Source organism: Candidatus Pelagibacter sp. HIMB1709 (assembly GCF_052047635.1).
Classification (GTDB): Bacteria; Pseudomonadota; Alphaproteobacteria; order Pelagibacterales; family Pelagibacteraceae; genus Pelagibacter.
On sequence record NZ_JBNAJW010000001.1, the window covers coordinates 252,832 to 277,235 of the forward strand.

Consider the following 24,404-nt stretch of genomic DNA (forward strand, 5'->3'; position numbering starts at 1 on the left):
CTCTGATGTCAAAAGTAGCAACTCGTTTTGCTCCCTCTCCTACTGGGGCTCTTCATATTGGTGGTGTTAGAACTGCCTTGTTTAATTGGTTATATTCAAAAAATCAAAAAGGGACTTTTCATCTAAGAATTGAAGATACTGACAAAGAAAGATCGAAAGAAGAACACAAAATACAAATAATTAAATCCTTAAATTGGTTAGGGATAAAACATGATGGTGAAGAATATATTCAATCAAGTAAAATTAATGAACACGTAAAAATTGCAAATGAATTATTAAAAAAAGGGTATGCCTATAAATGTTACTGTTCACCTGAAGAGATAGAAGAGCAAAAAAAAAGAGCTAGACAAAAGAAAATACCTTATATTTACAACAGAAAATGGAGGGATGCAGAAGAAAAGGATGCTCCTAAAGAAATTAAACCTGTAATTAGATTTAAAAGTAAAATTGAAGGAAGCTCAATTCTTAAAGATTTGGTTCAAGGTGATATTGAAATTGAAAACATTACAATTGAAGATTTTATAATACTAAGAAATGATGGAACTCCTACTTATAATTTATCAGCAACTGTAGATGACCATGAAATGGGAATGACTCATATAATTAGAGGAGATGACCATAAGATAAACACTTTTAAACAAATACAAATATATGAAGCAATGAACTGGGATTTACCAGAATTTGCTCATATACCTCTCATTCATACAATAGAAGGTAAAAAATTATCGAAAAGAGATAATGCATCCACATTAGATGATTATTCAAAAATTGGTATAATGCCTGATGCATTAAGGAACTATTTATTGAGATTGGGGTGGTCTTTTGAAGACAAGGAAATATTTACATTAGATGAGAGTATTAAATACTTCAATATTGAAGGAATAGGAAAATCTCCTTCTAAACTAGATATGAGTAGAATTTTATCGATGAATGAACATTATATTAAAAATATTAGTGAGAATGATTTATTCAATCAACTAGATGAATACTGCAAATTATATAAAAGTGAAATTAACTCAGACAAAAAAGATAAGATCAAAAAATCACTAACTTTCTTAAAAAATAAGGCAAAAACATTAGAAGATATATACAATAATTGCCGATATATTATTGCAGATGAAGTAAATTTTAATCAAGACGATATAAAACTAATTGATGATAAGGGTAAAAAAGTAATTTCTGATTTCTCAAATAAATTTTCTAACCTTTATGAACTAAGTAAAGAAACATTGGAGCCAATAGTAAATGAACTTATTAAATCACACGATACAAATTTTAAAGGCGTAGGACAGCCTTTACGAATTGCTTTAACGGGCTCAAAATTTGGACCTGGTATTTATGATGTGATCATTTCTCTAGGAAAAGAGGAAGTAGCAAAAAGGCTAGTCAACAAGAAACTGGGTTAATACTGATACTGCTTCATCAGAAGATGAAGTTTTTGATCTAACTCTAGTCAAAGTTTTTTCACAATCTTCAATTTGTTTTTTCATTAATTCTGGATTTTTTAAAAAATAAACAACTGAATTGTATATCTCTTTAGCATTACACTCTTTTTGGATTAATTCTGGAATTATTTCTCTGTTATTAATAATATTGATAATATTTGCAAATTTTATTTTTACTAACATTTTGACAATTAAAAAATTAAAGAAATTCATTTTATAGATAATTATAGAAGGAACTTTTGCATTACAAATTTCTAAAGAAATTGTTCCAGATTTTGAAACTGCAAAAATAGAATTATTTAATATTTGTTTTTTAATATTTTCATCAGAAATAACCTCAACATTTTCTAAATTAGTATTATTTATTTTAATATTAATTAAATTCTTATTTTCGTCAGTTGCGTGAAAAACAAAAATGAAATTATCAAATTTTGAATTCATTAAATTTATAAAATCAATCATGATTGGCAATAATAAATTTACTTCAGATGATCTACTGCCACAAAAAAGAGAAATAATTTTTTTATTTTTTGATATAATATCAGATATATCAATTCTATTATTTATTTCTTTTTCTAATAATGGATGACCGACAAATGTATTTGGAATATTTTCTTTATCAAAATATTTTTTTTCAAAATCAAATAATAACAAGATATGATCTAAAAACTTTTTAAATTTTTTAACTCTACCCTCTCGCCACACCCATACCTGTGGGGCTACATAGTGTACAGTCGTAATCTGGTTATTGATTTTTTTTACTTTTTCAGCAACTCTTAATGTAAAATCAGGACTATCTACAGTAAACAAAATATCAGGATTAAATTTTATTATCTCCTCTACAGTTTTGTTTATTTTATTCTTTATTTTAAAAATATTTAATAAAACACTTGTAAAACCAATATAAGTAATTTCTTTAAGATCAAAAATAGATTTTATTCCTAATGAAATTAAATGAGTACCGCCAACACAAGAATACTGAATATCATTACGATTTTTTTGAAGTTTAGATATAACTTTTGAAGCAAGCTTGTCTCCGGAAGGTTCGCCTGTGAGAATAAAAATCTTTTTCATTTTACTGAGATAAACATCTTATTTTTATTAGCAAAGTTAATGCATTTACTTTTATCTAAAAAAACATGCTGTTTATTTTTAACTACAATTCCTTTTAATCCAGCAGTTTTACTTTGTTTTAAAGTGTTTAATCCAATAGTTGGTAAATCAATTCTAAGATCTTGTTTCTTTTTTGGAAGTTTTACTAATACACCATGATTTCTAAACTTTTTACTTCTACTTTTTTTAAGTAATTTTTTAGTACCACCTTTTCCTTCAATGGAAATCACCTTTTCATTTCTAACAACGACCCCTTGACTAAAATCATATTCTCTTAAATTATTTAACGTTTTAATTGCTTTTTGAATATCCAATTGATCTTGCTTATCTGGTTTAATTTTTGAAAAATTACCTCTCTTTAAAGAGAGTTCTGGGTTAAATTTTAGTGAATTTTCAGTTTTAATATTGTTTTGACCTAATATTATAATAATTTCTTTTAATATAGCTGCATCTCCAAGTTTTGATGCTTTAATAATTCTGGGTATATAATAAATTCCTTTAAAATCTAATCTTAACTTAGAAAAATTTGGTTTTTTTACTTTTCCTGCAAATAAGACTTTTTTACAGTTATTTTCTTTAAGTATATTTATTATTCTGCCAAATTGGCCAATAGATACTGCATAAGATTTTTTATCTTTTTTAAATTTTTTTGATTTTGATAGATCAATAATTAAATATTTTACTTTCTTTTTTTTAATTTTTTTTAAAATATGATCTGGAAAATCAGTATCTCCAAAAATTAATCCTATCATTTTATGAAAATGGTGTACAAATAGATCTTTTTTTATCTTTTGTTATAAAATCAATTACATTTTTAACTAATTGATTTTCTTGAAAAGAACAATTTAATTTACTTATATTTTCATAGATATTCCTTGTAGCAAATATCTCCTTATAAGCTTCACTTAAACTTAGTATATCTTTATTTTCAAACTTTGCTCTTCTTAATCCTATTAAGTTTAATCCTTGTAATGAATTTCTGTTACCAGTAGACAATCCATAAGGAATTACATCATGTAGTACACCTGTCATACCTCCTATCATTGCCATTTTTCCAATTCTAGTAAATTGCTGAACAGCTGAATTACCACCAATAACAACATTATCTTCAATGATAGCATGGCCTCCCAAAGGAACATTATTTGCAATTATTACATTATTTCCAACTTGGCAGTCATGTGCGATATGTGATGAAATCATAAACAAACAGTTATTTCCAATAACTGTTTTGCCACCACCACCAACTGTTCCAGGATTTATTGTTACGTATTCTCTAATTTTGTTATTGTCACCAATTATCAAATTTGTAGGTTCGCCGTTATATTTTAAGTCCTGAGGATCATTAATTGAAACGAAAGGATAAATCTTATTTCCCTTTCCAATTTTTGTACTAACAGTAATATTTACATGAGATTGAATAATAGTGTTCTCTCCAATCTCAACATTTGGACCAATTACGCAATATGGACCAATCTCAACATTTGAAGATATTTTTGCTTTAGGATCAATTATTGCTGTTTTATGTATCATTTGTTCTCTTTGATAAATTTTTTTAAATCTCTAGCTGGATAACCCATAAATTTAGAATTATCAGGTATATCTTTAATCACTCCTGAACCACCGCCTATTTGAACATTATTTCCTACTTTCAAATGTCCTGATATTCCCGCTTGTCCACCAATCATCACATTATCTCCAAGCGTTGAGCTTCCTGCAAAACCAACTTGTCCTGCAATAATACAATTTTGTCCAATTTTATTGTTATGGGCTATATGGACTTGATTATCTATAAAAGTGTTTTTACCAATCACAGTATTTGACAAAGAACCTCTGTCAATTGTTGCACCACAACCAATTTCACAATTATCCTCAATTATTACAATGCCGATATGAGGATAACGAATATTTTTGTTATTGCTGGGAAAAAAACCAAATCCTTTTTTTCCTATTACACAACCATCTAATATTGAAACATTTCTTTTTATTAAGGCATTTCTAATAATAACATTGGATCCTATTGAGCAGTTATCTCCAATTACAACATTACTTTCAATGATGGTATTATGTCCAATTAAACAATTTGATCCTATTTTAACATTTTTTCCAATTAATACATTTTGACCATGACTAACAGAATTTTTAAAGGGGGTTTTTTCAATATTAGATGCACTAACATCAAAATCATCTGTAATTGAATCAGGATAAAACTTTGAGGTAATGACTGCTGTTGAGACAAGAACATTTTCAACTTCAATCGGTTTACAATTTTTTGGCAAAATATGTGATAATTTCTTAGTAGTTAAACAATAGCCTGCTTTAGTGGTTGATGCTACAGGTTCATATTTTTTTGAATGAAAGAATGTAATATCTTTATTAGAAGCTGTAACAAGATCTTTAACATCAAAAACCACAGAGTCTAAATTGTCAAAATTGCTCTTAGTGTTAATAGAATTTAAAATTATACCTATTGTTAATGGACCTTTATTTATAAAAAAAGGATTACTCATTTATGCTTTTTAACAAAGCATTTAGAAAAATAATATCAATAATTATTGCTATTTATTTCTTGTCTACAATTGTTGCTGACCAAATTGCATCAGCCATTTTTTTATTTTCTACAAAAGCTTCACCTTTATACTTCCAAACTCTACCATGAGATCTGATAGCTTGAATTTTTAATAGCAATTTACAGTCCGGTATAACTGGAAATCTAAATCTAGCTTTTTCAACACTCATTAAAAATACTAATTTATTTTCATAAGTTGACTTATCAATTCCGTGAGCCGTTAAAGCTGCTGCAGATTGACCAAAAGCTTCAACAATTAAAACACCTGGCATTACCGGTTGATCAGGAAAATGACCTTGAACAAAGAAACTATCTTTTTTAACATTTACTACACCAGTGGCTGATGAAAGTTTATTTATATCGTTTAATTCATCAATCAATAACATGGGTTCACGATGAGGAATTAAATTTTTTATTTGATTTTTATTTAAACTTTCCATTTTGTATTATTTAAAGCTCTTATTTATTATTTCAATCAAATCATCAGTTATATCGTAATTTTTGTCAGCTATATAAATGTTTTTTTTATCAAATAACATAGAAATAGAATTTTTAGCCATATATTCCTGAATTATCGGATTTATTATATCTAAAAGCTTAAAAATCTCATCCTTTCTATCTTTTTTTAATTTTTCAATTTCATTGCTTTTAAATTCTCTGTAATTTTGTATTTTTTTATTAAATTGATTTAGACTTATATTTAATTGTTCTTTTGATATTAAATTTTGACTTCCTTTTAATTTATTTTCTTCTTCTTTAAGTTTGGCTTCTTTAGAATTAAATTCTTTAAATTTAGCTTCTTCTTTTTTTTTTAGATCTAGAAATAAAATTTTACCTTTCTCTATTTTTGATAAAACTACATCAAAATCAAGATAAGCGATTTTAATTTCAGCATATAAATTAGATTGAAATAATATTAAAAAAATAAAATTAAAATAAAAATTTTTTTTTATCATTAAAATGTAGTGCCTAAATTGAATCTAAAAGATTCAGTTATATCACTATTTGCTTTAGTTATTGGTTGTGATAAAGAAAAATTCATTGGACCCACTGGGCTAAACCAATCAAGACCAATACCTACTGAACTTCTAACCTTACTATTATTTAATGAGGAGTTGTAATCTACACCCCAAATATCGGCTACATCAGCAAAAATTAATATATCAACATTTTGAGATTCTTCTAAAATTTGAGGTAATGTTGATGAAAAATTTAATGTATAAGCAAAATTACCTCCAATATAATCATCTCCATCCTTAGGTCCTATTTTACCTGTCTCAAATCCCCTTAATCTCCTTGATGGTATATTAATTCTTTCAGATAATTTAACGTTCTTATTATTTAATGAATTAACACTTTCTAAAAAAAAAGATATATTTGAGATATTTTTTTCATAAAGTTCAAAATAGTAAGCGTGACTATAATAATTTTTTAAAGAATTCGTTTCACTTAAAATAGGCAAATCCAATGAGTAAAAAGATCTAAAACCTGATGTTGTTTGAAATTTTTGATTTCTTTTATCATAATTAAAATCTAAATTTAAAAACGAATCCCAATAATTACCTTCTTGAGCTCTTTGTCTAGCTGATGCAGTTGAGTTTGTTTCAATTTTTTCATAAAAATGAGAATTGCCCACACCAAGAAAAAAATCATCGAGATACTCAAAGTTAGTTCCAATGCTAAACCCAGTTTTATTCGTTTTATACCCATAACTGGAATAATTATCAATTTCTAAAGCTTCAGCTGATAAATACAATAACTTATCAGTATTGTTAAAATTTGGATTAGTTACAGAAAATTTACCTTTAAGTGAGCCCGTTGATACAGTGAAATTGCTATCGAGCTTAATACCATTACCTAGAAAGTTGTTTTCCTTAATACTAAAACCAAATGAACCACCTGTAGTACCAATACCTGCTGATGCAGCAATTTCACCTGTAGGTTTTTCCTCTACAGATATATTTACAATTTTAGTTTTGGTAGTCTTCTTATCTATAATTTTTTTTTCAACTTTTTTAAAAAAGTTTAAACTTTTTATATTGTTAATAGATTTATTTAATAAAATTTCATTGTAAGGGTCTCCTTCGTCAATTTCAAATTGATTTCTAATTACATTTTCTGATGTAATACTATTTCCAAAAATATTTATTTTCTCAACATAAAATTTTTCTGTTTCTAATATTTCAAATTCAAGGTTTAATTTGTTATCAATTAAATTTTCAATTACATTTGCGTTGATAAATTGATATTGTTCTTGAGAGGTAATTAAATCGATTTCTTTTAAGATTTTATCAATAGAATTAATGGAATAAGGCTCACCTTTTAATTTTTCAAACATTTTATTTATCTTGGTAAAATTATTTTTATCAAAATCAGAAGGTAAATTTAGTATTAATTTTCCAAAGAAAACTTTTGGATTTGCATTTATATTAAATAAAAGCTCAAATTCATTATCATCAATTAATTTTGCAAAGGATGAGTTAATTTCCACATTATAATAACCATTATTTTTATAAAAATTAGCTAATAGTTTCTTGTCAAAATCAACTATACTTTCGTTTAAAAATTTTCTTCCCGAGATAAATTTCCAGTATTTATATTCTGTGCTTGTTATTATTCTTCTTAACTTACTATCCTTAAAATTTTTATTACCTACAAAAGTTATTTTTTTAATTTTAGCTCTTTTGCCTAATTTAAATTCGTATATTAAATCTAGTAGATTATTTTTTTTCTCATCAACATATATATCAAGCTCAGAATTTATATAACCAAAATTTCTAAGTATTGTTAGCAGTCTAGATTTTTCTTTCTTTAAGATAATTTTATTAAATGAGGATCTCTCTCTTATTAATGGATCTTCTTTAAGAACATCGAGAACTCTATTTGTTTTAATACCTCTATATTCAATATTTTCAATTATTGGATTTTCAACTACTTTAATAGTTAAAATATTGTCTAAAAATTTTATAGAAATATCCTTAAAGAAGTTTGTTTCATATAAATTTTCAATTATTTTATTTAAATCCGTCTCGTCAAGCTTATCATCAACATTAATCTTGGAAAATAATTTAACAGTTTCATCTGATATTCTCTCATTTCCATCTACATCAATTTTTTTTACTATATCAGAATAAGAATAAGTTATATTAATTAAAGCAATTAAAAAAGATGCAAATATAATTTTTACTAATCTTACAATCATTAATTTTAAATATAATTATTTCTAATTTTATATCTTACAGTGTTACTAACATTTATAACGTCTGAAATTTTTCTTGGAAGAATTTTTTTAAGATTTTGATACTCTTTTTTTTGGATTATTTTATCTAAGGTTTGATTTATTTTACTAAATTTTATTTTTTTATTTAAAAATAGATTTACTAATTCATCATTTGCTGCAACCAAAACTGTTTCAAATAAAGAATTTTTTTCTGGTAAATTTTTTAAAATTTTAAGGCTTAAAAATTTATTTTGGTTAGGTTTTTCAAATGAAAGATTATTTAATTTATTAAAGTCAATATCTTTTGAATAAAATTTTTTATTTGAATGATTATAAATGGAATTAAAAATAGGAATATCCATTGTAGTATCATGAGCAATAATTTTTATCATACCATCAAATAATTCAACAATTGCATGAACATAAGATTTAGGATGTATAATAATTTTAAGTTGGTTATATTTTAAATTAAATATTTTTTTTGCCTCAATAATTTCAAAAACTTTATTCATCATAGTTGAGGAATCAATTGTTATTTTTTTTCCCATTTTCCAATTTGGATGCTTTAAAATTTTATTAAGATCTAACTTATCAAATTTATTTTTAGAAATATTTAACAATGACCCACCAGAAGCAGTTATATATATATTTTTTATTTTATTTAATGGAATATTTTTTAAAGCGTACCAAATTGAAAAGTGCTCAGAGTCAACTGGCATAAATTCAGTTTGATTTTTTTTTAATTCTCTACGGATGATACTCCAACCACAAATTATTGATTCCTTATTAGCTATAGCTATTTTTTTTGTAAATTTTATCAATTTAATAGTTGGATCAAGACCGTCTAGTCCAACGATCGAACTCATAACATAATCTATTTTCTTTGGAATTATTTTTTTTAAATCATTGAAATCATTATAGATATTAATTTTTTTTATTTTTTTAGACATAGCAATTCTATAATATTTGCTATCTGTAATAATAATATTTTTTACTTTAAATTTCTTTGCTTGTTGAATTAATAACTTGTAGTTTTTTTTAGCAGAAAGTAATTCAATTCTAAAATTATGCTTATCTTTAGCGATAATATTAAGCAGAGATTTACCAATAGATCCTGTTGATCCTAGTATTACAATTTTTTTTTTCATTAAATATTAAAAAATAAATTATTAAACAAAACAAAATAAGCAAAAGGAAAAGCAAATAACATACCATCAATTCTATCCAAAATACCACCGTGTCCAGGTATTAAATTTCCTGTGTCTTTTATTTTTGATTTCCTTTTAAAAATTGAAACAATTATATCACCTATTTGACTAACTGTTGATACAAGTAAGAAAAATATAACTATTATTAATATTTGACTATGAGCTATTAATTTAAAATAAATCATTAGAGGAATTAGAGTTAGAGATAATACATACCCCCCTATTAATCCAGCATATGTCTTATTTGGACTATAAGTTGTTAACCTAGGACCTTTAAAAATTTTTCCAAAAAAATAACCACCTAAGTCACTAAAAATACAAATCAATAAAATAATTAAAAAAAAATTGTATGAATTTTCCTTAGCTATACGTAATTGTAAAATTGAATAAAAAGATACACATAAGAAAAGAAAACCTAAAATATGATAATATTTATTTTTGGACATTTTGTGCCACTCATAACATGAAATAAAAAAACAAATTAATAATAATAAAAAAAAATAAAAAGACCCTTTTAATACAATGAAAAAAACAACTGGGATAAGAATAATAGAACTAAATATTCTTTTTTTAAGCTCAACTTCCATTAAATATCTCCATAATTTCTTTTTATTTTTTTAAACTTGTTTACTATTTTTAAAAAGTCTGCTTCTTGAAAATCTGGCCACAACTTATGTGAAAAAAAAATTTCAGTATACGATATCTGCCAAAGTAAAAAATTGCTTAATCTTGTTGTTTTTCCTGTTCTGATTAGTATATCTGGATCTGGAATATTTTTTGTATAAAGAGAATTTGTTATATTTTTTTCTGTTACCTCTAATTTTTTACCATTAATTTTTTTTATAGCTTTAACTATTTCATTTTTAGATCCATAATTTAAAGCTAAGTTAATCTGTAATGCTGTATTATTTTTGGTAATTTTTTCACTCTTTAATAATAAATTATTTAATTTTTTTGAAAATTTTTTTTCTCCTATAACTTTTAATTTAATATTATTTTTATGAAATTTTTTTAATTTAAGTTTTAAAAAACTCTCTAATAAATTAAATAAATAATTTATTTCAGATTTGGGTCTTTTCCAATTTTCTGTAGAAAAAGCAAAAAGTGTTAAGTGTTTTATTTTTTGCTTAATACTAATTTTAATTATTTTTTCTACAGTATCTAAGCCGGCTCTATGACCTTTGTTTCTTGAATTGTATTTTTTTAAACCCCATCGACCATTGCCATCCATGATAATGGCTACATGATTCAAAGGGTTCATATTGTCATTATTTCTTTTTCTTTTAAAGAAACTTTTTCATCAACTAGCTTAATGTGATCATCTGTAATAATTTGTACTTTTTTTTCATGAGATTTTTCTTCATCTTCACTTATCTCTTTAGTTTTTAGTAATTTTTTAAGATCTTCATTTGCTTCTCTTCGAATGTTTCTTACTGATACCTTACATTTTTCTCCAATAGATTTAATCAATTTTTTTAATTCAGTCCTTCTTTCTTCGTTTAACTCTGGCACTGGCAATCTTATTAATTGACCATCTATTTGAGGGTTCAATCCTAAATCTGATTTTTTTATAGCTGCATCAACTAGAGGAACGTTATTAGCATCCCATACTTGAATATTAATCATTCTAGGTTCTGGTGTAGTTATACTTCCAATTTGATTTACGGGCATTTGCTGACCATAAACATCAACCTTGATTAAATCGAGCATAGATGCGTTTGCTCTTCCTGTTCTTAGAGAAGATAATTCTTTTGAGAATACCTCAATGGCTTTATCCATTTTGAGGCTGTATGATTTCTCATCAAACATTTATTCTCCTATCTTAATTCTATAAAACTCTTTAATTTTTAAATCAGCTATAGAAAGTTCTTTTAAAACATCTTGAACTTTCTTTTTAGGCTCCATAACCCATGCTTGAGTTAGCAGAGCATTTTCCTCTTTAAATTTGTTCATTTTACCTATGCTAATTTTTTTTGCAATATCCTCAGGTTTGCCTGAGTTTTTTAATTCTTCAGATACTAACTCTTGCTCTTTATCTATTATTGATTGATCTATCGAGTTAGCTTCTAAAGCTAAAGGATTAGATGCTGCAATATGCATGGATAATTGTTTACTAAAAGTTTTAACTGATTCTGATTTTTCCTTAGTATTTAAAGAAACAATTACCGCTAATTTTGCAACATTGTCTTTAACAACTGTATGTAAATAATGGTTATTTAAACCATCGTTATTTTCAAAAGTTTTAGCTTTACCAATTGTTATTTTTTCTCCAATTTTAGCGATTAAAGCAACTAAATTATCTTCAACAGTCACATCATTTTTCATCTTTGAAGCTTTTAAAGCTTCAATATTTGAGTTCTTTTGGTTATTTAATTCGCTAAGTTCTTTAACAAAAGAAATAAAATCATCATTTTTAGCAACAAAATCTGTTTCACAATTAACTTCTATTATAGAGGTTTTGTTTTCATCACCACTTACAACAACCACTCCTTCTTTTGCGTCCCTAGACATTTTTTTTGAGGCTTTTGAAATTCCTTTTACTCTTAAAATTTCAATAGCTTTGTCTAAATCACCTGCAGATTCTTTTATGGCTAAATTACAATCTTTAAAACCAGCTCCGGTTGCTTCTCTTAATTTTTTTACTTTTTCAATATCACTCATTAATTTAATGTCTCCTTATCTTCTTGGGAAAATTTTTTTTCTAATTTTTCTCTATCTAATTCTTGAATTGTTTTATTTTTTTCCTCAAGTTTATTTTCAGAATTATTTTTTTCACTTGGTTGAATAGAACTCTTAGCACTATTGATTGTTTCTTTAATTAAATTACAATAAAGATCAATAGCTCGTCTAGCGTCATCATTTCCAGGTATAGGATAATCAATGTTATCAGGATTAGAGTTACTATCTAATATTGCTATAATAGGTATTCCTAACTTCGAAGACTCTGCTATAGCCAATGACTCGTAATTTGTATCTATTACAAAAACTAAATCTGGAACTTTTTTCATTTCAGCTATACCCCCTAAAGATCTTTGAAGTTTGTCTTTTTTAACACTCATTTTCAAAAGTTCTTTTTTAGTAAAACCTCTATTTTCTGCTGCTAAATCAATTTCTAATTTTTTGAGTTTTTTTATAGAATTTGATATAGTTCCCCAGTTGGTAAGCATTCCGCCTAGCCATCTATAATTAACAAAATATTGATCTGTTTCTTTTGCAACTTCAGCTATAGCTTCAGATGCTTGTTTTTTTGTTGATACAAATAAAATTTTTCCATTATTTGCAATTGTTTGATAAACTTTCTCTAAAGCTAATTTTGTCAACTCAAGTGTCTGGGTTAAGTCTATAATGTGAATTGAGTCTCTTTTACCAAAAATATATTTTTTCATTTTTGGGTTCCATCTTAAAGTCTTATGTCCAAGATGAACGCCTGCTTCTAATAATTGTTGAATTGTTAAGTTAGGTATTTTCATTTTTTTTCCCGGTTGAGCCACCACAGTAATTTCCAATTAAGGACCGGAGGTATAAAACCAAGAACTGTGTGCGTGTTAATTTAATTTATTGGTTATTTACAAATATTTAGCAAAATTAACAAGTTTTATTTAGCTGATTTCTGCTTGAATTTGCTGGTTTCTTAAAAGATTTAAAGATTTCCTATCAAGTTTGATTGGTTTTTTTAATTGAAAATTTAAAATTTTGTCTTTTGTTAAAAGATTAAATTTTACTCGAGTTTTACCATCTTTACTTAAAAATTTTGAAATCTCTTGGATTTGTTCAATAGATTTAACATTAAATAATATTTCATTAATTGGACTATTAAATAAATCTTTTAAAGAAGCAATTTTTTGAACATTAATCCTTTTAAGACGGTTTTCATCATTAGAAATATTTTTAATCAAGGTTAAAATTAATGAATTACCTTCTTTCAAAATTTCTCTATTTGACTCCAACAGATCAGAAAAAATAAATATTTCAAATACACTATTTAAATCTGTTAACTTTAAAACAGCATAAGCATTTCCTTTGGCAGTTTTTCTTTCTTGAACCTTAAGTAATGTTGCAGCTACATTAACATTTTCTGAATTATCATCTGAAGTAAATTTCGCATAATCATTAATTTTATAATCTTCAAAAATTTCTGTGAATTGATTTAATGGGTGATCAGATATAAAAAATCCTACTGCTTCAAATTCTTTAGATAATCTCTCTTCAAATTTCCAATCTTCTATTTTAAATAAAATTTCTTCCTCTGTTTTAATATTATCAGAAAATAAATCTATTTGATTGGCTAGTTTGTTTTCAAAAATATTTTTATTTTTTAAAATTAAATTAGGTATAGAGTTAAAGATTGATTGCCTATTTGAGTTTAAATTATCAAATGCTCCTGCTTTTACTAATCCTTCTAATTGTAATTTATTTATATCTTTTGGGTTAACTCTATTTATAAAGTCATTAATAGATTCAAACTTTCCGTTTAATTCTCTCTCTTTCACAATATTGGAAATTGCTTCATAACCTACAGCTTTAATTCCTCCTAATGCATAATAAAATTTTCCGTTAATAGTTCTGAAATCAGCAAAACATTCATTGATATCAGGTCTAATTGTTTCAATATTAAGTCTTTTTAATTCTTCATAAAATTCACTTAATTTATTTTGATTAGAAATATCCATCGTCATTGATGCAGCAATAAATTCTTTAGGATAATAAGTTTTTAAATATGCAGTTTGATAAGAAATTATTGCATAAGCTGCGGCATGACTTTTATTAAAACCATATTCTGCAAAAGGTTCAATTTTTAAAAATATTCCTGCGGCAACATCTTTGGCTATGCCATTTTTAACTGCCCCTGCAATAAAACCTTGTTTTTGTTTCTCTAGCTCTGCTCTCTTCTTCTTACCCATTGCTCTTCTTAAAAGATCAGCTTGTCCTGCAGTAAATCCAGATAATTTTTGAGCAATCTGCATTACTTGTTCTTGGTAAATGATTACTCCATAAGTAGGTTTTAAAATATCCTCCAATAATGGATGTAAATAATCTGGTTTTTGCTTTCCATGTTTACAGTCATTGTAAGTTGGTATGTTGCTCATGGGGCCTGGTCTATATAATGCTACTAGTGCAATAATATCCTCAATATGATTGGGCTTCATATGAATTAAAGCTTCTCTCATTCCAGCACTTTCAATTTGAAATAGGCCTACAGTTTTACCAGTTGATAAAAGATCGAAAACTTTTTGATCATCATAATTAATATCTTCGATGTTAAATTTTTTATCTTTTTTCCTAACTAATTTTTGAGTGTTATTAATTACTGTGAGTGTCTTTAAACCTAAAAAATCAAATTTTATTAAACCAGCATTTTCAGCAGAATACATATCAAATTGTGTTGAGGGTAAAAGTAAATCTGCAGAAGTATCTTTATATAAAGGTACTACTTCTGTTAATTTTTTATCTGCAATAACAACTCCTGCTGCATGAGTAGCAACATTTCTATTCAGACCTTCTAATTTCAATGATAACTCTATTAATTTTTTAACTCTATTGTCCTCATTAATGAGCTTTTGTAATCTTGGTTCTCCAGCTATACATTGGGTTAAATTTTGAGGCCTAGAAGGATCAAAAGGTATCATTTTTGATATGCTGTCTATAAACCCATAGGGTAATCCCATAACTCTACCAACGTCTCTGATCACCATCCTTGCCTTAAGTTTACCAAAAGTAATTATATGAGCGACACTATCTTTGTATTTTTTAGTCAAGTATTCAAAAACAAGGTCTCTTTTATCCTCGCAAAAATCGATATCAAAATCAGGCATAGAAATTCGATCAGGATTTAAAAATCTCTCAAATATTAAATTAAATTTAATTGGATCAACATCAGTAATTGATAAGCACCAAGCTACCAATGACCCAGCACCTGAACCTCTGCCAGGACCAACTGGTATGTCATTTTCTTTAGCCCATTTTATATAATCAGATACAATTAAAAAATAACTCGAATATTTCATTTTTATAATTATTGAAAGCTCATGATCTAATCTTTCTTTATAAAGAATAAAATTTTTATCATTTTCAAGTTCACTATCTTTAATATTAAAAACTTTTAAAAATTTATCTCTCAGTCCATCCAAAGAATATTTAGTTAAAAGATCATCCGCATTGCCATCTTTATCACTACTAATATTTGGTAGTATTGGATTAGAGAATAATGGTCTAAAATTACATCTTAAAGGAAAATTATAATTATTTTCTAAAGCTTCTGGTATGTCAGCAAATAACTCAGTCATTTCTGAGTTAGTTTTTAAATAATGTTGATCGCTTAATTTTAATCTATTTTTTTCATTAATATAAGTTTTGTTACCAATACAAATCAAAGCATCATGTGCTTCATGCATATCTTTTGATAAATAAAAAACTTCATTAGTAGCAATAATTGGTATTTCTAATTCTACAGATTGTTTTAGGTTAAATTTTTCAAACCCATTTTCATTTGTATCATTATGGCGTTGAATTTCTAAATAAAATCTATCGCCAAAAACTTCTTTAATTTTTAAATAAATTTCGTTTATTTCTGTAAATTTTCCTTTATCAAATAATTTTCCAAAAAGACCTAAAATAGTACCTGAAAAAACTGAAACACCATCAGAACTTTTTAATAATTCATCAAAATTTACATGAGGGTCACTTAATTCATCATTTTCTAAATATGAATTAGAGGATAATTCAATAATGTTTTTATAACCTGTTTCATTCAAAGCAAATAAAGGTAACAGTCCAGTTGTATCATTTATTTTAAAATTAATTTGAGTACCAATAATTGGCTGTGTTCCTGATTTAGAAATTTTTTCTGCAAATTCTAAAGCTCCACATAAATTAGAAGTATCACTTATTCCTAAAGATTTAATTTTGTTTGATTTGCAATATTCTTGTAAATCATCAATCTTGGCCGCACCTTCACATATAGAATATTGTGAATGGACTTTTAGATGATTAAAGTTTTGATTTAATGACTCAGACATTAGATGATTTTATAATACCATCTCTCATCTCCAATAGGCAATCTGCCTTATTAGCAAAAAATCTATTGTGAGTTGCAAATATTATTAATCTATCTGATTTTTTTTGATTATATAAAAGTTTAAAAACTTCTTTTGCAGTATTCATATCCAAACTACCTGTTGGCTCATCCGCTAAGATTATTTCAGGATCATTTACAATAGCTCTTGCTATAGCTACTCTTTGAGCCTCTCCACCTGAAAGTTGAGAAGGAAAGTGATTTAATCTATTTGAAAGACCAATTTTTTTTAATAATTTTTTAGCCTTTGTACTTGCTAATTCTTTATCATTGTTGCTAGCAAGTGATGCTAAATAAATATTTTCTAAAGCAGTAAAGTCAGAAAGAAGATTGTTTTGTTGATAAACAATACCAATTTTTTTTGATCTAAAAATATCATTTTCTTCTGTATCATTAAAATTTATTTGATTTTGATTAAACATAATTTGACCTGATGAAGGTCTGTCTATTAAAGAAATTAAATTTAACAAAGTTGATTTTCCTGAACCAGATGGGCCCATGAGCGAATAAATTTTACCTTTTTCAAAATTTTGCGACAAACCTTTTAAGACTTTAATCTTTTTTTCAGTCTCAAAGCTTTTAGATATACTTTTTAATTCTAAATACTTACTCATATTTTAAAGATTTGATTGGATCTAATCTAGCTGCTTTAAAAGCTGGAAAAATAGATACTAAAATATTTATAATTATTGAGCAAACTGAAATTAGAATAATTGATGTCAGATTAATTTCAGAAGGCATTTTGCTTAAAAAATATATTTCTTCAGGAAATAAACTTATATTGAAAACTGAGCTTAATAATTGTCTAAAATTTTCAATGTAAATAGAAAAAGTTACACCTAAAAAAATACCAAAAATTGTTGCGGAAGTACCTATTATTACTCCAACTAAAAAAAATATTTTAATTATTGATTTATTTAAAACTCCAATTGATTTTAAGATGGCAATATCCCTTGTTTTGTTTTTCACTAAAATAGTTAATCCTGAAATAATATTAAATGCAGCAACAATTATTATTAATGACAAAATAATAAACATAACATTCCTTTCAACTTTTAGAGCTGAAAATAATGAACTATTCATATCAGCCCAACTAAAAACAAACTCATCATCAAAAACTTGTTTTACTATTAATTTTTGGGATTCAATATTATTTGGATTTTTCAAATAAATTTCTAAATTTCTCTCATTAGAATCATATCCAAAGAACTCTTCTAATATATTAAGTTCAATAAATGCAATATTGTTATCAAACTCTGCTAAACCACTGTTAAAGATTGAATTAACTATAAAAGTTTTTTGTTTTGGCATACTGCCAATTATTGTTTGAACGCCAGACGGTGACATTAAAGTCAATTCATCTCCTATTTCAAGATCTAGAGAAAAACTCAGTTCACTTCCAATTGATATGAAATTTTTATCAAATTGATTTAATTCACCTTTAAATTTTTCATTTGTTAATACCTCTAAATTTAAAAGATCATTGTATTTATAGCCTCGTAACACTATTCCTTTAGTATTATTGTTTTTTAGAATAATTGCCTCTCCTGAATTACTAAAAATAATATTCTTAGATATTAACTTTAGTTTATTATTTATTTTATCTTCATCTATTGAATTTGAATAAGGTTTAACAGTAATATGTGAATTAAATCCTACAATTTTATTGATTAATTCTGTTCTAAAACCATTCATTACTGACATAACAATAATAAGAACAGCAACACCTAGACTTATTCCGATGAAAGAAAATATTGAAATAACATTTAAAAAGCCATCCTTTTTTCTAGCTTTTAAAAATCTTAAAGTAATTTCTTTTTCTAAAGTAGAAATCAAATTGAATTTTTTTGTTTATTTATAATTTCTATAATTTTGCTTAAAGGTAAGTTTTGAGTTTCACCACCTGTTTCTTTGAACTCTAATAAATCACCTTCACTCTTCTTTCCAATGATAATTTGATACGGAGCCCCAATTAAATTCATTTTTTTAATTTTGGATGAAAAATTTTCATCAGTATCATCAATAAGAGCATCAATATTATTTTTTAATAACTCACTGTAAATATTATTGGCTTTAACAAGTGCTGAATTATCGTTTTTATTTATCATCGGTATCAAAGCAATATCATATGGAGCAACAGACAATGGCCATTTCATGATTTCATTTTTTTCATCATATTTTGCCTCTATTATTGCCCCAACTAGCCTTGATACACCAATTCCATAAGAACCCATTTTAACAAAATCTTTTTTTCCACCTGGTAAATCTACTGATGCATTCATAGGTTTTGAATATTTGTCGCCAAAATAAAATATGTGGCCTACCTCAATACCTTTTGTGATTAATTGATTTTCCTTAGAAACTATTTTTTCAAATTCATCTTTGTTAAACTTTTCATCTGTCACAGCATAAAATTGCTCATATTTTTTTCTCATTTCTTCTAACGAAGATTTTTCTAATTGAGTATCATCACTATTTAAGTCAAAAATTCTTTTATCAGTAAAAATTTTACTTTCTCCAGTGTCTGCTAAGATAATAAATTCATGAGATAAATTTCCTCCAATCGGACCTGTGTCAGCAGCCATAGGTATTGCAGTTAGATCTAATCTTTTAAAAGTTTTTAAATATGAAAGAAAAAATTTATTATAAGAAAAAAAGGCTTCTTCGTCTGATACATCGAATGAGTAGGCATCTTTCATATAAAATTCTCTCCCCCTCATTATTCCAAATCTAGGTCTTATTTCGTCTCTAAATTTCCATTGTATGTGGTACATTAGTTGGGGTAATGATTTATAAGATTTAATTGAAGATCTAAAAATTTCTGTAACTTGCTCTTCATTGGTAGGTCCATAAAGCATTTCTCTATTTTGACGATCAGTTATTCTAAGCATTTCCTCACCATAATCATCATATCGACCACTTTCTTTCCATATCTCACTAGATTGAATTGTTGGCATTAATATTTCTTGAGCTCCAATCTTATTTTGCTCTTCTCTAACAATTTGTTCTATTTTTTTCATTACCTTAAAGCCTAAAGGCAACCATGAGTATATTCCTGCAGAAGCTTGCTTTATCATACCAACTCTCAACATTAATTGATGAGATTTAATTTTTGCTTCAGAAGGATTATTTTTTAATATCGGAATAAATGAATTTGATAAAAGCATCTTAACTAATCATATTTCTTAAATTTAAATATTCAAATTTTATTAGTAAATAAATAATGATAAAAATTACAGTTGTTATACCAGTGCAATACAAGAATTTTTTCAACATTTTTGGGTTTTCAGGTGATCCTGGATCTTCACCATCAATTTTTACTGTTTTTGCTCTGTTTACATCAATAGGAAGTATAGCAAAGAAGACTATCCACCATATAATTACATAGATAATTGCTAAACCAGTTACACTCATTAAATTCTGACTAAGTTAATATTAGTGAAAGGTTTTTTACCCGTTTTTTCCTTAGAAAATTTCCTACAGGCAATTTTCAATGCATCAATTAAATTATGCTCTTGCTGCTTGCTTCCAATTTTAAATGTCCTAGATGTTTTTTCTATTTCTTCTTCTAGTCCATAAACAAATTCTTCTCTATCATCTACAGGCAAACCACGAAAAGAAAGCACAGGATTGTTATGAATATTTCCTTTAGGTGTTATCATTAAAGTTACTTCAAGATATCCATTTGCACTCAAATTTTTTCTATCTTTTATTGACTGCGAGTCTGGATCAACACTTACATTGCCATCTAAATATAATCGACCACTTGGAGCTTTGTCATAAACTTCAGGCTGATTACCAGGATATAACTTAACTATATCACCATTTTCTACTTGTACAGGATATGGAACTTGCATTTCTTTTGCAAAATTTATGTGTTCTATCATGTGCCTATGTTCACCATGTACAGGTATTACACATTTAGGTTTAACCCATTGATACATTTCTTTTAAATCTTCTCTATTTGGATGACCAGAAACATGAACGAATTCAGTTTCTTCAGATATCACTTCTATACCATCTTTAACAAGTTGGTTGTGCAATTTATAAAGTTTTTTTTCATTTCCAGGTATAATTTTTGATGAAAATATCACAGCATCACCTTTTTCAATAAAAACATCAGGGTGTACATAACTAGAAATTCTCATCATCGCTCCCATTGGTTCTCCTTGGCTACCTGTGCAAAGATAAACTATTTTTTCTCTTGAGAAATTTTTAGCTTCACGAGGGTCAATTGGTTCAATTGTATTTTTTAAATATCCACATTGACGTGCAGCTTTATAAATACGATGCATCGATCTTCCAACTAGTGAAATTTGTCTTCCTGTTTGCTCAGCACAATAAAATGCTGTCTCCATTCTTGCTACATTAGATGCAAATGAAGTGATGATAATTCTCTTTTTCAATCTCGACATTACATTTAACATATTTTTTCTAACGTCAAGTTCAGATCCAGACTTGCCTGCACTAAAAACATTAGTAGAGTCACAGATCATTGCTAATACTCCTTCATCACCAATTTCTTTTAATCTCTTCTCATTAATATTTTCACCAATAAGTGGATTGGGATCTACTTTCCAATCTCCTGTGTGTAAAATAACACCAGCAGGAGTTTTTATTCTTAAGCCATTAGGTTCTAAAATTGAATGAGTTAAAGTTATATATTCAATTTGGAATGGATTTAATGAAACAGTTCCATTTAATTCAACAATTTGTAAATCATTAGTAATATCTATTTGTTTTTCTCGAAATTTCTCTCTAATCAAAACTGCTGTAAATGGAGTAGCAAATATTTTACATCTTAATTTTGGCCATAAATGTGCGATTGCTCCAATGTGATCCTCATGTGCATGAGTTAAAACTATACCCAACAAGTTATCTTTTCTTTCAACAATAAATCCAGGATCAGGATAAATTAAATCAACACCTGGTATAGTGTCATCGGCAAAAGTTACACCAATGTCTACCATTATCCATTTATGATCGCTTGGTTGACCGTAACCAAACAAATTCATGTTCATACCAATCTCACCAGATCCACCTAGTGGACAAAATAACAATTCATCTTTCATATTATTTTATTTGCTCAGAAATCTTTATTAGACCTTTAATTGTAATATCTTGGTTATGTTTAACTTTCGATTTTATTGAACTTGTAAATAAATCAGAAAATCCACCTGTCAATACAACTTTAAAGGATTTTCTTGTCTCTTTCTTAATTAAATTAATCATATTGTCAATTAAACCGGCATAACCCCAAAAAAAACCTGATCTAACAGCAGAAAGTGTGTTGCTGCCTATTACTTTTTTCATACGTTTAAGCTCAATTTTTGGGATTAAAGTAGCTCTGTCTGACAAAGTATTAAGAGACAACTTAATTCCAGGAGCTATTATTCCTCCCATATACGTATTTTTTATTAAAACATCAAATGTTGTAGCGGTACCAAAATCTAAAATTATATAATTATTTTTGTTATCCAATAAGCTTATGGCATTTGTAATTCTATCAGAGCCTACCTGCTTGTAATCAACTTTAATTTTAATCATTGATTTTAAATTCAGGTTTTTTACCTCGTTGCATTTAACTTTAGTGATTTTAGAAAAGTAGTTTTTTATAATTTTAAAAGTGTTTGGGACAACACTGCAAAACAATATTTTTTCAATTTTATTTATTTGTATTTTATTTTTTTTAAATAAGATTTTTAATTGGTTATTACTTATTTTTTTTGAAATAAAGGTAATTCTTTTTAAAATTTTATTTCTTTTGGAAACTAAAAAAATTTTAGTGTCAGTATTTCCTATGTCACCTAAAATATACATATTAATTAATTTATTTTATACATTTTTGATATTCTATTTTCAAAAACTAGTTTCAAATTTTTTTCTAATTCAGATTTATTAATTTTTTTTCCTGTTATTCTATATAAATTTGTAGCTGGATAATTTTTAATATTTGGATTTTTTATTACATTAATCCCTATTCCTGTAATTAAAAATTTTTTATCTGATTTCGTTATAATTTCTTGTAAAATCCCACTAATCTTTTTTTTATTAATTAATAAATCGTTTGGTTTTTTAAAGTTAATTTTATTTTTTATATATTTAGAGAGTGTTTGTTTAACTAATTTACAATTTAACTTTGTAACTCTTTCTATTGAAAATTTATTTTCATCAAATGGATGAAAAAAAGAGGCAAATAGATTACCTTTATATGAAATCCATTTTCTTCCATACTGACCTCGACCACTAAATTGTTTTTCAGCAACAACCATACCAAATTTATAGTTAGTTTTTTTTATTATTCTTGCAGCTGTATCGTTAGTACTTTTTATTATTTTAAAATTAAATTTCTTAAATTTCATTAAATAATATTAATTCTTGATACTACCTCAATTAATTGGCTTGGAAATATGAAGTATAAAAGAATTAATATTGTAGAAAAAGTTAATGAAAATTTTAACCATAAACTATGATCCGTATCATATTTATCTTTTTCTTTATCAAAGTACATAATCTTAATTATTCTTAAGTAATAGAAAGCTGCAACAACAGTAGATAACAATCCAACAATAGCTAAAAAATACATTGATTGTTCTAAAACCGCTTTGAAAACATAAAACTTAGCAAAAAATCCTGCTAATGGTGGTATCCCTGCCAATGAAAACAATATTACAAGTAAAGAAAGTGATAATAATGGATGATTTTTCGATAAACCAGATAAGTCATCAATATCTTCGTAATATTGATTATTTCTTCTAAGCATTAACAAACAAGAAAAAAGGGCCAAATTCATTACAACATAAATTGAAATATAAATTATTGAACTTTGAATTCCTTCATTAGAAACAGTGGCAAGACCAGCCAATGTGTAGCCTATGTGTCCAATGGAGCTATAAGCAACTAGTCTTTTAATATTTGTTTGTCCAATTGCTGCAATTGCACCAAATAGCATTGAGGCAATAGATAAAAATACAATTATCATTTGCCATTGATCGATTAGATTTAAAAAAGGTACATATAAAAATCTAATAAATACAGTTAACGCCGCAATTTTTGGTAACATTGTAAAAAATAAAGTTACTGTAGTTGGGGATCCTTCGTATACGTCTGGTGCCCACATATGGAATGGCACTGCTGAAATTTTGAACGCTAAACCTACTAAAATAAAAACTATACCAAAAGTCAGTACATACTCATTTGAATTAAGTTGTGTGGAAATCACATCAAAGTTTGTGGATCCTGAAAAACCATAAATTAGTGAACATCCATAAAGTAATAATCCTGATGATAATGCACTTAATACAAAATATTTTAAACCTGCTTCAGATGATTTTAGTTGATCTCTGTTATAAGTTGCTAAAACATATAAGGCTAATGATTGTAACTCTAGACCCATATAAAATACAATAAGATCATTAGAACTAATCATGACCATCATTCCCAGTACAGAACTCAAAATTAAAACTGGATATTCAATATTAAAAATTTTAAAAATTTTTAAATAACTAGAAGAAATAACCAATACTAGAAAACCACCTAATAATGTAATGATCTTCATAAATGAAGACATCTTATCTATTACAACACTACCATTAAACAAGGTTTCTCTATTCACAGAGAAAGTTTCGTTAATAGCTATTATAGCAGCAATCAAAAATACAAATAAAGACAAGTTAAAAGTAATCCCTGAACTATTTTTTTTAAACACGCCCAACACAAGTAAAAACATTATTGATAATGAGATAAAAATTTCAGGTAAAATTAAATTTAAATTTTCCAT

General features: G+C 26.4%; 23 protein-coding genes. 1 reads left to right on the forward strand and 22 read right to left on the reverse strand.

What is annotated here, in order from left to right; genetic code table 11:
- Positions 1 to 5 precede the first annotated feature (5 nt).
- On the forward strand, positions 6 to 1,406 hold the full coding sequence (gltX, locus tag ACTTAR_RS01460) for a glutamate--tRNA ligase (protein WP_440697501.1): 1,401 nt from the start codon (positions 6 to 8) through the stop codon (positions 1,404 to 1,406).
- Here gltX and lpxB read toward each other — a convergent pair.
- The 22 genes from lpxB to nuoN form a co-directional block, all read right to left on the reverse strand.
- Complete coding sequence (gene lpxB / locus ACTTAR_RS01465) at positions 1,383 to 2,519, reverse strand: lipid-A-disaccharide synthase (RefSeq protein ID WP_440680813.1); 1,137 nt, start codon at positions 2,517 to 2,519, stop codon at positions 1,383 to 1,385. The genes gltX and lpxB overlap by 24 nt on opposite strands.
- Complete coding sequence (lpxI, locus tag ACTTAR_RS01470; RefSeq protein WP_440680812.1) at positions 2,516 to 3,310, reverse strand: UDP-2,3-diacylglucosamine diphosphatase LpxI domain-containing protein; 795 nt, start codon at positions 3,308 to 3,310, stop codon at positions 2,516 to 2,518. Before lpxI ends, lpxB begins: the two co-directional genes overlap by 4 nt.
- Position 3,311: 1 nt before the next feature.
- On the reverse strand, positions 3,312 to 4,088 hold the full coding sequence (gene lpxA / locus ACTTAR_RS01475; protein ID WP_440680811.1) for an acyl-ACP--UDP-N-acetylglucosamine O-acyltransferase: 777 nt from the start codon (positions 4,086 to 4,088) through the stop codon (positions 3,312 to 3,314).
- Positions 4,085 to 5,065: a UDP-3-O-(3-hydroxymyristoyl)glucosamine N-acyltransferase gene (lpxD, locus tag ACTTAR_RS01480; RefSeq protein WP_440697502.1), complete on the reverse strand. Its 981-nt coding sequence runs from the start codon at positions 5,063 to 5,065 to the stop codon at positions 4,085 to 4,087. The genes lpxA and lpxD overlap by 4 nt, the downstream gene beginning before the upstream one ends.
- Before the next feature lie 52 nt (positions 5,066 to 5,117).
- Complete coding sequence (fabZ, locus tag ACTTAR_RS01485; protein ID WP_440680807.1) at positions 5,118 to 5,564, reverse strand: 3-hydroxyacyl-ACP dehydratase FabZ; 447 nt, start codon at positions 5,562 to 5,564, stop codon at positions 5,118 to 5,120.
- A gap of 6 nt (positions 5,565 to 5,570) precedes the next feature.
- On the reverse strand, positions 5,571 to 6,080 hold the full coding sequence (locus ACTTAR_RS01490) for an OmpH family outer membrane protein (RefSeq protein ID WP_440680806.1): 510 nt from the start codon (positions 6,078 to 6,080) through the stop codon (positions 5,571 to 5,573).
- Positions 6,080 to 8,326: an outer membrane protein assembly factor BamA gene (gene bamA / locus ACTTAR_RS01495; RefSeq protein WP_440697503.1), complete on the reverse strand. Its 2,247-nt coding sequence runs from the start codon at positions 8,324 to 8,326 to the stop codon at positions 6,080 to 6,082. The genes ACTTAR_RS01490 and bamA overlap by 1 nt, the downstream gene beginning before the upstream one ends.
- A 5-nt stretch (positions 8,327 to 8,331) precedes the next feature.
- The gene (locus tag ACTTAR_RS01500; protein ID WP_440697504.1) at positions 8,332 to 9,492 is read right to left on the reverse strand and encodes a 1-deoxy-D-xylulose-5-phosphate reductoisomerase; all 1,161 of its coding nucleotides are present in this window, start codon (positions 9,490 to 9,492) and stop codon (positions 8,332 to 8,334) included.
- Complete coding sequence (locus ACTTAR_RS01505; RefSeq protein ID WP_440697505.1) at positions 9,492 to 10,139, reverse strand: phosphatidate cytidylyltransferase; 648 nt, start codon at positions 10,137 to 10,139, stop codon at positions 9,492 to 9,494. The genes ACTTAR_RS01500 and ACTTAR_RS01505 overlap by 1 nt, the downstream gene beginning before the upstream one ends.
- Complete coding sequence (uppS, locus tag ACTTAR_RS01510; RefSeq protein WP_440697506.1) at positions 10,139 to 10,813, reverse strand: polyprenyl diphosphate synthase; 675 nt, start codon at positions 10,811 to 10,813, stop codon at positions 10,139 to 10,141. Before uppS ends, ACTTAR_RS01505 begins: the two co-directional genes overlap by 1 nt.
- Positions 10,810 to 11,361 (reverse strand): ribosome recycling factor, encoded by a 552-nt coding sequence (gene frr, locus ACTTAR_RS01515; RefSeq protein WP_440680799.1) that lies wholly within the window; start codon positions 11,359 to 11,361, stop codon positions 10,810 to 10,812. The genes uppS and frr overlap by 4 nt, the downstream gene beginning before the upstream one ends.
- Positions 11,362 to 12,213, reverse strand: a complete 852-nt coding sequence (tsf, locus tag ACTTAR_RS01520; protein ID WP_440680798.1) for a translation elongation factor Ts — start codon at positions 12,211 to 12,213, stop codon at positions 11,362 to 11,364.
- Positions 12,213 to 13,022 (reverse strand): 30S ribosomal protein S2, encoded by an 810-nt coding sequence (rpsB, locus tag ACTTAR_RS01525; RefSeq protein ID WP_440697507.1) that lies wholly within the window; start codon positions 13,020 to 13,022, stop codon positions 12,213 to 12,215. Before rpsB ends, tsf begins: the two co-directional genes overlap by 1 nt.
- Positions 13,023 to 13,151: 129 nt before the next feature.
- Positions 13,152 to 16,568: a DNA polymerase III subunit alpha gene (gene dnaE / locus ACTTAR_RS01530; RefSeq protein WP_440697508.1), complete on the reverse strand. Its 3,417-nt coding sequence runs from the start codon at positions 16,566 to 16,568 to the stop codon at positions 13,152 to 13,154.
- The gene (locus ACTTAR_RS01535; RefSeq protein WP_440680795.1) at positions 16,561 to 17,238 is read right to left on the reverse strand and encodes an ABC transporter ATP-binding protein; all 678 of its coding nucleotides are present in this window, start codon (positions 17,236 to 17,238) and stop codon (positions 16,561 to 16,563) included. Before ACTTAR_RS01535 ends, dnaE begins: the two co-directional genes overlap by 8 nt.
- Positions 17,231 to 18,460: a lipoprotein-releasing ABC transporter permease subunit gene (locus tag ACTTAR_RS01540; RefSeq protein ID WP_440697509.1), complete on the reverse strand. Its 1,230-nt coding sequence runs from the start codon at positions 18,458 to 18,460 to the stop codon at positions 17,231 to 17,233. Before ACTTAR_RS01540 ends, ACTTAR_RS01535 begins: the two co-directional genes overlap by 8 nt.
- A complete protein-coding gene (gene proS, locus ACTTAR_RS01545; RefSeq protein WP_440680793.1) occupies positions 18,457 to 19,791 on the reverse strand; it encodes a proline--tRNA ligase in 1,335 nt (444 codons plus the stop codon). Before proS ends, ACTTAR_RS01540 begins: the two co-directional genes overlap by 4 nt.
- Before the next feature lies 1 nt (position 19,792).
- Positions 19,793 to 20,038 (reverse strand): DUF1467 family protein, encoded by a 246-nt coding sequence (locus ACTTAR_RS01550; protein WP_075506651.1) that lies wholly within the window; start codon positions 20,036 to 20,038, stop codon positions 19,793 to 19,795.
- Positions 20,038 to 21,696 (reverse strand): ribonuclease J, encoded by a 1,659-nt coding sequence (locus ACTTAR_RS01555; RefSeq protein ID WP_440680792.1) that lies wholly within the window; start codon positions 21,694 to 21,696, stop codon positions 20,038 to 20,040. Before ACTTAR_RS01555 ends, ACTTAR_RS01550 begins: the two co-directional genes overlap by 1 nt.
- A 1-nt stretch (position 21,697) precedes the next feature.
- A complete protein-coding gene (locus tag ACTTAR_RS01560; RefSeq protein ID WP_075506649.1) occupies positions 21,698 to 22,444 on the reverse strand; it encodes a type III pantothenate kinase in 747 nt (248 codons plus the stop codon).
- Positions 22,445 to 22,449: 5 nt separating this feature from the next.
- Positions 22,450 to 22,986: a biotin--[acetyl-CoA-carboxylase] ligase gene (locus ACTTAR_RS01565; protein WP_440680791.1), complete on the reverse strand. Its 537-nt coding sequence runs from the start codon at positions 22,984 to 22,986 to the stop codon at positions 22,450 to 22,452.
- The gene (gene nuoN / locus ACTTAR_RS01570) at positions 22,986 to 24,404 is read right to left on the reverse strand and encodes an NADH-quinone oxidoreductase subunit NuoN (protein ID WP_440680790.1); all 1,419 of its coding nucleotides are present in this window, start codon (positions 24,402 to 24,404) and stop codon (positions 22,986 to 22,988) included. Before nuoN ends, ACTTAR_RS01565 begins: the two co-directional genes overlap by 1 nt.

What these genes read in the sequence shown, in the direction of transcription:
- gltX (WP_440697501.1), top strand. Translation starts at nt 6, where the DNA reads ATGTCAAAAGTAGCAACTCGTTTTGCTCCCTCTCCTACTGGGGCTCTT.
- lpxB (WP_440680813.1), bottom strand. Translation starts at nt 2,519, where the DNA reads ATGAAAAAGATTTTTATTCTCACAGGCGAACCTTCCGGAGACAAGCTT.
- lpxI (WP_440680812.1), bottom strand. Translation starts at nt 3,310, where the DNA reads ATGATAGGATTAATTTTTGGAGATACTGATTTTCCAGATCATATTTTA.
- lpxA (WP_440680811.1), bottom strand. Translation starts at nt 4,088, where the DNA reads ATGATACATAAAACAGCAATAATTGATCCTAAAGCAAAAATATCTTCA.
- lpxD (WP_440697502.1), bottom strand. Translation starts at nt 5,065, where the DNA reads ATGAGTAATCCTTTTTTTATAAATAAAGGTCCATTAACAATAGGTATA.
- fabZ (WP_440680807.1), bottom strand. Translation starts at nt 5,564, where the DNA reads ATGGAAAGTTTAAATAAAAATCAAATAAAAAATTTAATTCCTCATCGT.
- ACTTAR_RS01490 (WP_440680806.1), bottom strand. Translation starts at nt 6,080, where the DNA reads ATGATAAAAAAAAATTTTTATTTTAATTTTATTTTTTTAATATTATTT.
- bamA (WP_440697503.1), bottom strand. Translation starts at nt 8,326, where the DNA reads ATGATTGTAAGATTAGTAAAAATTATATTTGCATCTTTTTTAATTGCT.
- ACTTAR_RS01500 (WP_440697504.1), bottom strand. Translation starts at nt 9,492, where the DNA reads ATGAAAAAAAAAATTGTAATACTAGGATCAACAGGATCTATTGGTAAA.
- ACTTAR_RS01505 (WP_440697505.1), bottom strand. Translation starts at nt 10,139, where the DNA reads ATGGAAGTTGAGCTTAAAAAAAGAATATTTAGTTCTATTATTCTTATC.
- uppS (WP_440697506.1), bottom strand. Translation starts at nt 10,813, where the DNA reads ATGAACCCTTTGAATCATGTAGCCATTATCATGGATGGCAATGGTCGA.
- frr (WP_440680799.1), bottom strand. Translation starts at nt 11,361, where the DNA reads ATGTTTGATGAGAAATCATACAGCCTCAAAATGGATAAAGCCATTGAG.
- tsf (WP_440680798.1), bottom strand. Translation starts at nt 12,213, where the DNA reads ATGAGTGATATTGAAAAAGTAAAAAAATTAAGAGAAGCAACCGGAGCT.
- rpsB (WP_440697507.1), bottom strand. Translation starts at nt 13,022, where the DNA reads ATGAAAATACCTAACTTAACAATTCAACAATTATTAGAAGCAGGCGTT.
- dnaE (WP_440697508.1), bottom strand. Translation starts at nt 16,568, where the DNA reads ATGTCTGAGTCATTAAATCAAAACTTTAATCATCTAAAAGTCCATTCA.
- ACTTAR_RS01535 (WP_440680795.1), bottom strand. Translation starts at nt 17,238, where the DNA reads ATGAGTAAGTATTTAGAATTAAAAAGTATATCTAAAAGCTTTGAGACT.
- proS (WP_440680793.1), bottom strand. Translation starts at nt 19,791, where the DNA reads ATGCTTTTATCAAATTCATTTATTCCGATATTAAAAAATAATCCTTCT.
- ACTTAR_RS01550 (WP_075506651.1), bottom strand. Translation starts at nt 20,038, where the DNA reads ATGAGTGTAACTGGTTTAGCAATTATCTATGTAATTATATGGTGGATA.
- ACTTAR_RS01555 (WP_440680792.1), bottom strand. Translation starts at nt 21,696, where the DNA reads ATGAAAGATGAATTGTTATTTTGTCCACTAGGTGGATCTGGTGAGATT.
- ACTTAR_RS01560 (WP_075506649.1), bottom strand. Translation starts at nt 22,444, where the DNA reads ATGTATATTTTAGGTGACATAGGAAATACTGACACTAAAATTTTTTTA.
- ACTTAR_RS01565 (WP_440680791.1), bottom strand. Translation starts at nt 22,986, where the DNA reads ATGAAATTTAAGAAATTTAATTTTAAAATAATAAAAAGTACTAACGAT.
- nuoN (WP_440680790.1), bottom strand. Translation starts at nt 24,404, where the DNA reads ATGGAAAATTTAAATTTAATTTTACCTGAAATTTTTATCTCATTATCA.